This window comes from Actinophytocola sp. (assembly GCF_035712165.1).
GTDB lineage: Bacteria > Actinomycetota > Actinomycetes > Mycobacteriales > Pseudonocardiaceae > DASYTH01.
On sequence record NZ_DASTBH010000137.1, the window covers coordinates 1 to 4,902 of the forward strand.

Here is a 4,902-nt window from a genome sequence, read left to right on the forward strand (position 1 = left end):
AACTCCGCACCACCGGCATGCCGATCCGGCTGATGCGGGAGTACGCCAAGCTGCGGCACCACGGCCTGGCCTCCACCGGCCGGCGCAAGAAGATCCTGATCGAGCACCGCGCCGACGTGCTGGCCCGCATCTCCGACCTGCAGGCCTGCCTGGAAGTGCTCAACTACAAGATCACCAACTACGAGCAGTGCGAGCGCGACCTGGACACGGCGAGCGGCCTGGAGGTGGCATCCGCATGACGCTGCCGAACCGCGAACTGGGCGGGCTCACGGTCAGCGCCCAGGGCCTGGGCTGCATGGGCATGAGCGACTTCTACGGCTCGCGGGACGACGAGGAGTCGACCGCGACCATCCACCGCGCGCTCGAGCTCGGCGTCACCCTGCTGGACACCTCGGACATGTACGGCTACGGGGACAACGAGGAACTGGTCGGCGCCGCGGTGCGGGACCGCCGGGAACAGGCCGTGGTCGCCACCAAGTTCGGCATCGTCCGCTCGGCGCAGGACCCGACCGCGCGCGGTATCCGGGGCGACGCCGAGTACGTGCGGCAGGCGTGCGAGGCGTCGCTGCGCCGGCTCGGCGTCGACCACATCGACCTGTACTACCAGCACCGGGTCGATCCCAACGTGCCGATCGAGGAGACCGTCGGGGCGATGGCTTCGCTCGTGGCGCAAGGAAAGGTGCGGCACCTCGGGCTGTCCGAGGCGGGGCCTGACACGATCCGGCGCGCGCACGCGGTGCACCCGATCGCCGCGGTGCAGACCGAATGGTCGCTGTGGAGCCGGGACATCGAGGCCGAGGTGGTGCCGGCCTGCCGCGAGCTGGGTATCGGGGTGGTGCCCTACTCCCCGCTGGGCCGCGGTTTCCTCACCGGGCGGATCAGCACCGCCGGCGACCTGGAGGCCGGCGACTACCGCCGGTTCGGCCAGCCGCGCTTCGCCGAGGGGAACCTGGAGCACAACCTGGCCATCGTGGCGGCGCTGCGCGACCTGGCCGCCGAGCGCGGGGTCACCGCGGGACAGTTGGCGCTGGCCTGGGTGCAGCGGCAGGGTTCGGACGTGGTGCCGATTCCGGGCACCAAGCGGCGGCGCTATCTGGAGGAGAACGTCGCCGCCGCGACCCTGGACCTGTCCGCCGATGATCTCGCCGCGATCGAGAAGGCCGTCCCGGCCGACGCCGTGCGCGGTCAGCGCTACACCGACGAGATGATGCGTGCGGTGAACCGCTGAGGGTGCCGATCAGGTCATGAGGGTGGCCGCCACGGTGGCGCCGAGCTCCCAGCAGGCCTCCAGGTCCGCCTTGGTCGGCTCGCCGAGCACCGTCACCGGGGCGGCCACCCGGGTCCAGCCCATCCCCTTGGTGATGCTCTCGATCGCCCGCACCGCGCCCTCGACGCCCTGGTTGCCGTGCACGTAGCAGCCGTACGGCCGGCCCTGTGCGGCGTCCAGGCACGGGTAGTAGACGGTGTCGAAGAAATGCTTGAGCGCACCGGACATGTAGCCGATGTTGGCCGGCGTGCCGAGCAGGTAGCCGTCCGCGTCCAGCACGTCCGGCACGGTCGCCGCCAGCGCCGCGCGGCGCACCACCTCGACCCCCTCGATCTCCGGGTCGGTCGCGCCGGACAGCGCCGCCTCGAACATCGCCTGCATGGCCGGCGACGGGGTGTGGTGCACGACCAGAAGCCGGGTCACCGCAACGCCGCCCGCAGATGGTCCCGGGTCGCCTCGTCGAAGGCGACCAGCCGGATCCGCTCGACCGCGGTCGGCGTGGAGCGCAGGGTCGCCACCGCGATCTTCGCGGCCTGCTCGCTCGGGAAGCCGTAGACGCCGGTCGCGATGGCCGGGAACGCGATGCTGCGCACCCCCAACTCGTCGGCCACCCGCAGGCTGCGCCGGTAGCACGAGGCCAGCACGTCCGCCTCGCCCGCGTCGCCGCCCTCCCAGACCGGCCCGACGGTGTGGATCACGTACCGGACCGGCGGGTCGAGGTCGAAGGCCGGGGTGGCCACCGCCTGACCCGGCGAGCACGGCCCGACCGCCGCGCCGGCCTCGGCCAGCCGGGACCCGGCCGCGCGGTGGATCGCGCCGTCCACCCCGCCACCGCCGAGCAGCGACTCGTTGGCGGCGGTCACCACCGCGTCCACGTTCTCGGTCGTGATGTCGCCGAGCACCACCTCGATCGTGACCATGACCGGGATCGTGCCACTACCGCGCGGGGTCGGCCGTCAGATCCTGCGTTCCGACCACCTTGAGCAGCCGCAGCGCCTCGTGCGACCGGGTGCCCGGGGTGGCGGTGTAGAGCACCAGCCGCTGGTCCGCGTCCGGGATCAACAGCACCTCGCTGAACAGCTCGATCGGCCCGACCACCGGATGGTGCACGGTCTTGCACAGGTTGCGCTGCACCGACACCTCGTGCGCGGCCCACATCTCGGCGAACTCCGCGCTGTGCGCCAGCAGATCCCGGAGCAGCGCCCGCAACTCCGGATCGTCGGGGTAGCGGGCGGTGGCGGTGCGCAGGTTGGCCACCACCTCACGGCCGTAACGCAGCGTCTCCTCCCGCGCGTAGCGTCTGGGCGACGTGCCGAGGAAGCGCAGCCGGGCCAGGTTGCGGTCCCGCGCGGGAAGCGCCGCGAAGTCGGCGATCAGCGCCGCGGCGAGCTGGTTCCAGGCCAGCACCTGGTACTTCGCGTCGATCACGAACGCCGGGGAGTCGTCCAGCCGGTCCAGCATGTGCAGGATGCTGGCCCGCACCTCGCCGGTCATCCCGACCGGTGCGTCGGGCTGCTCGCAGGCCAGGTCGAACAGGTAGGCCCGCTCGTCGTCGGAGAGCCGCAGCGCCCGCGCGATGCCGCCGAGCACCGCCCTGGACGGCTGCGGGCCGCGTTTCTGCTCCAGCCGCGTGTAGTAGTCCACCGAGATCGCGGCCAGCGCGGCGACCTCCTCGCGGCGCAGCCCGGGAGTGCGCCTGCGCGGTCCGGAAGTCAACCCGACGTCGGCTGGGCGCAACCGCTCCCGGCGGCCGCGCAGGAAGTCGGCGAGCCCCTGCCTGTCCACATCGTCCAGCTTGCCAGGCGCGGTGCGGCCCAGACAGGGACTGCCGGTCCCAGCTTCGACGCTCTCTGCCCGAGCTCGCCGAACGGCGTCAGAGTCGACGCCATGACCACAACGAAGATCGCGCTGATCACCGGCGCGAACAAGGGCATCGGCAAGGAGATCGCCCGGCAGCTGGGCCAACTCGGGATGACCGTGCTGGTCGCGGCCCGGGACGCCGAGCGCGGCCGGGCGGCCAGCGCCGAGCTGACCGGGGACGGGATCGACGCCCGGCCGGTGCTGCTGGACGTCACAGACCCGGATTCCGTTGCCACCGCGGCGAAGCAGGTGGAGCAGGAGCACGGCCGGCTGGACGTGCTGGTGAACAACGCCGGGATCATCGACGCCGGCGACCAGGACGGACGGGCGGTCGCGGACACCTTCGAACGCACCTACGCCACCAACGTGATCGGCGTGATGACCGTCACCCGGGCGATGCTTCCGTTGCTGCGCAAGGGAGCGCAGGCACGGGTGGTGAACCTGTCCAGCGAGCTGGGCTCGGTGTCGCTGCAGTCCGACCCGGACGGTGAGTTCTCCGGGATCCGGCTCTACGCCTACAACTCGTCGAAGGCCGCGCTGAACATGCTGACCGTGATGCTGGCCAAGGAGTTGCAGCCGGACGGGATCGCGGTCAACGCGGTCTCGCCCGGCTACTGCGCCACGGACATGAACGACCACGAGGGATACCGCACGCCCGCGCAGGGTGCGGCGGACGCGGTCCGGGTCGCCACGGCGGACGGCCCGACCGGCGGCTTCTACGGCGAGTCCGGGACCCTGCCCTGGTGAGTCAGCAGAGCTGACACGGCCGCGTGCACGTCGCCGATGCGTTTGGCGGCGTCCGCGCGGGCCTGCTCCAGCCGGGCCGGTTCGCCGACCGGCTCGACCACCTGCAGGTAGGCCTTGAGCTTCGGTTCGGTGCCGGACGGGCGGATGACGACCCGCAACCGGTCACCGGTCAGCCGCAGCACGTTCACGTCGGGCAGCAGGTCGGTCAGTTCGACCGGCCCGCCGGCCAGTTCGGTCGGTGGCGCGGCACGCACCGCGGCCATCAGCCGGGCCGGCTCGGCGACCCGCACCGAGACCTGCTCGGTCAGGTGCAGGCCGTGCCGCACGGCGAGGTCGTCCAACTCGTCGAGCAGGGTGCGGCCGGCGGCCTTGCAGGTGGCGGCGAGGTCGGCGGCCAGCACAGCGGCGGAGATCCCGTCCTTGTCCCGCACGAACTCCGGGTCGACGCAGTGCCCGAGCGCCTCCTCGTAGGCGTACACCAGGCCGTCGCCGGCCCGGACCAGCCACTTGAACCCGGTGAGCGTCTCGGCGTACCGCGCGCCGTGCGCCTTGGCGATCTCGCCGAGCAGCGAGGACGACACGATCGTGGTGGCCACCAACGGATCCGGGTGCGCGATCTTGTCCACAGTAGACAGTATGTGGTTGCCGAGCAGGGTGCCGGTCTCGTCGCCGCGCAGCATCCGCCACGAGCCGTCCCGCTCGCGCACCCCGAGCGCGCACCGGTCGGCGTCCGGGTCCAGCGCCACCGCGAGGTCGGCGTCGGACTCGGCGGCCAGGCGCAGCAACCGGTCCGGGGCGCCGGGCTCCTCCGGGTTGGGGAAGCTGACGGTGGGGAAGTCCGGGTCCGGCACGGCCTGGTCGACGACCACCCGCACATCGGTGAAACCACTGCGGCGCAAGGCTTCCACCGCGCTCGCGCCACCCACGCCGTGCATCGGGGTGAGCACGATGCGCAGGTCCCGGGCAGTGCCCCGGGGCAGCGTCGCCACCCGGTCCAGGTAGCGGTCCACCTCGGCCTCGCTCACCGG

General features: G+C 72.3%; 5 protein-coding genes and 2 pseudogenes. 3 read left to right on the top strand and 4 right to left on the bottom strand.

Translation table 11 applies throughout. The features are described 5' to 3' along the window. Both VFO68_RS07540 and VFO68_RS07545 read left to right on the top strand, forming a co-directional pair. A pseudogene (locus VFO68_RS07540) lies at window positions 1-239 on the top strand (MerR family transcriptional regulator); the annotation flags it as partial. After that, window positions 236-1,228, top strand: a complete 993-nt coding sequence (locus tag VFO68_RS07545) for an aldo/keto reductase (RefSeq protein ID WP_325157450.1) — start codon at window positions 236-238, stop codon at window positions 1,226-1,228. The pseudogene VFO68_RS07540 and the gene VFO68_RS07545, both read left to right, overlap by 4 nt. A gap of 9 nt (window positions 1,229-1,237) precedes the next feature. Here the strand turns inward: VFO68_RS07545 and VFO68_RS07550 are convergent, their stop codons facing one another. Genes VFO68_RS07550 through VFO68_RS07560 form a run of 3 tightly spaced genes read right to left on the bottom strand, consistent with a single transcriptional unit; the run spans window position 1,238 to window position 3,052 of the window. Continuing rightward, window positions 1,238-1,690, bottom strand: coding sequence for a flavodoxin family protein (locus VFO68_RS07550; protein ID WP_325157451.1), 453 nt, complete (start codon window positions 1,688-1,690; stop codon window positions 1,238-1,240). Then, the gene (locus VFO68_RS07555; RefSeq protein WP_325157452.1) at window positions 1,687-2,187 is read right to left on the bottom strand and encodes an O-acetyl-ADP-ribose deacetylase; all 501 of its coding nucleotides are present in this window, start codon (window positions 2,185-2,187) and stop codon (window positions 1,687-1,689) included. The genes VFO68_RS07550 and VFO68_RS07555 overlap by 4 nt, the downstream gene beginning before the upstream one ends. A 16-nt stretch (window positions 2,188-2,203) precedes the next feature. Next, window positions 2,204-3,052 (bottom strand): helix-turn-helix transcriptional regulator, encoded by an 849-nt coding sequence (locus VFO68_RS07560; RefSeq protein ID WP_325157453.1) that lies wholly within the window; start codon window positions 3,050-3,052, stop codon window positions 2,204-2,206. A gap of 102 nt (window positions 3,053-3,154) precedes the next feature. Between VFO68_RS07560 and VFO68_RS07565 the strand changes: the two genes are divergently transcribed. Beyond that, window positions 3,155-3,874, top strand: a complete 720-nt coding sequence (locus VFO68_RS07565) for an SDR family oxidoreductase (protein ID WP_325157454.1) — start codon at window positions 3,155-3,157, stop codon at window positions 3,872-3,874. Here the strand turns inward: VFO68_RS07565 and VFO68_RS07570 are convergent. Next, window positions 3,844-4,902: pseudogene (locus VFO68_RS07570) on the bottom strand (phospho-sugar mutase); the annotation flags it as partial. The gene VFO68_RS07565 and the pseudogene VFO68_RS07570 overlap by 31 nt on opposite strands.

Excerpts from the sequence above, each read along its gene's own strand:
- VFO68_RS07545 (WP_325157450.1), top strand. The coding sequence starts at position 236 with ATGACGCTGCCGAACCGCGAACTGGGCGGGCTCACGGTCAGCGCCCAG.
- VFO68_RS07555 (WP_325157452.1), bottom strand. The coding sequence starts at position 2,187 with ATGGTCACGATCGAGGTGGTGCTCGGCGACATCACGACCGAGAACGTG.
- VFO68_RS07565 (WP_325157454.1), top strand. The coding sequence starts at position 3,155 with ATGACCACAACGAAGATCGCGCTGATCACCGGCGCGAACAAGGGCATC.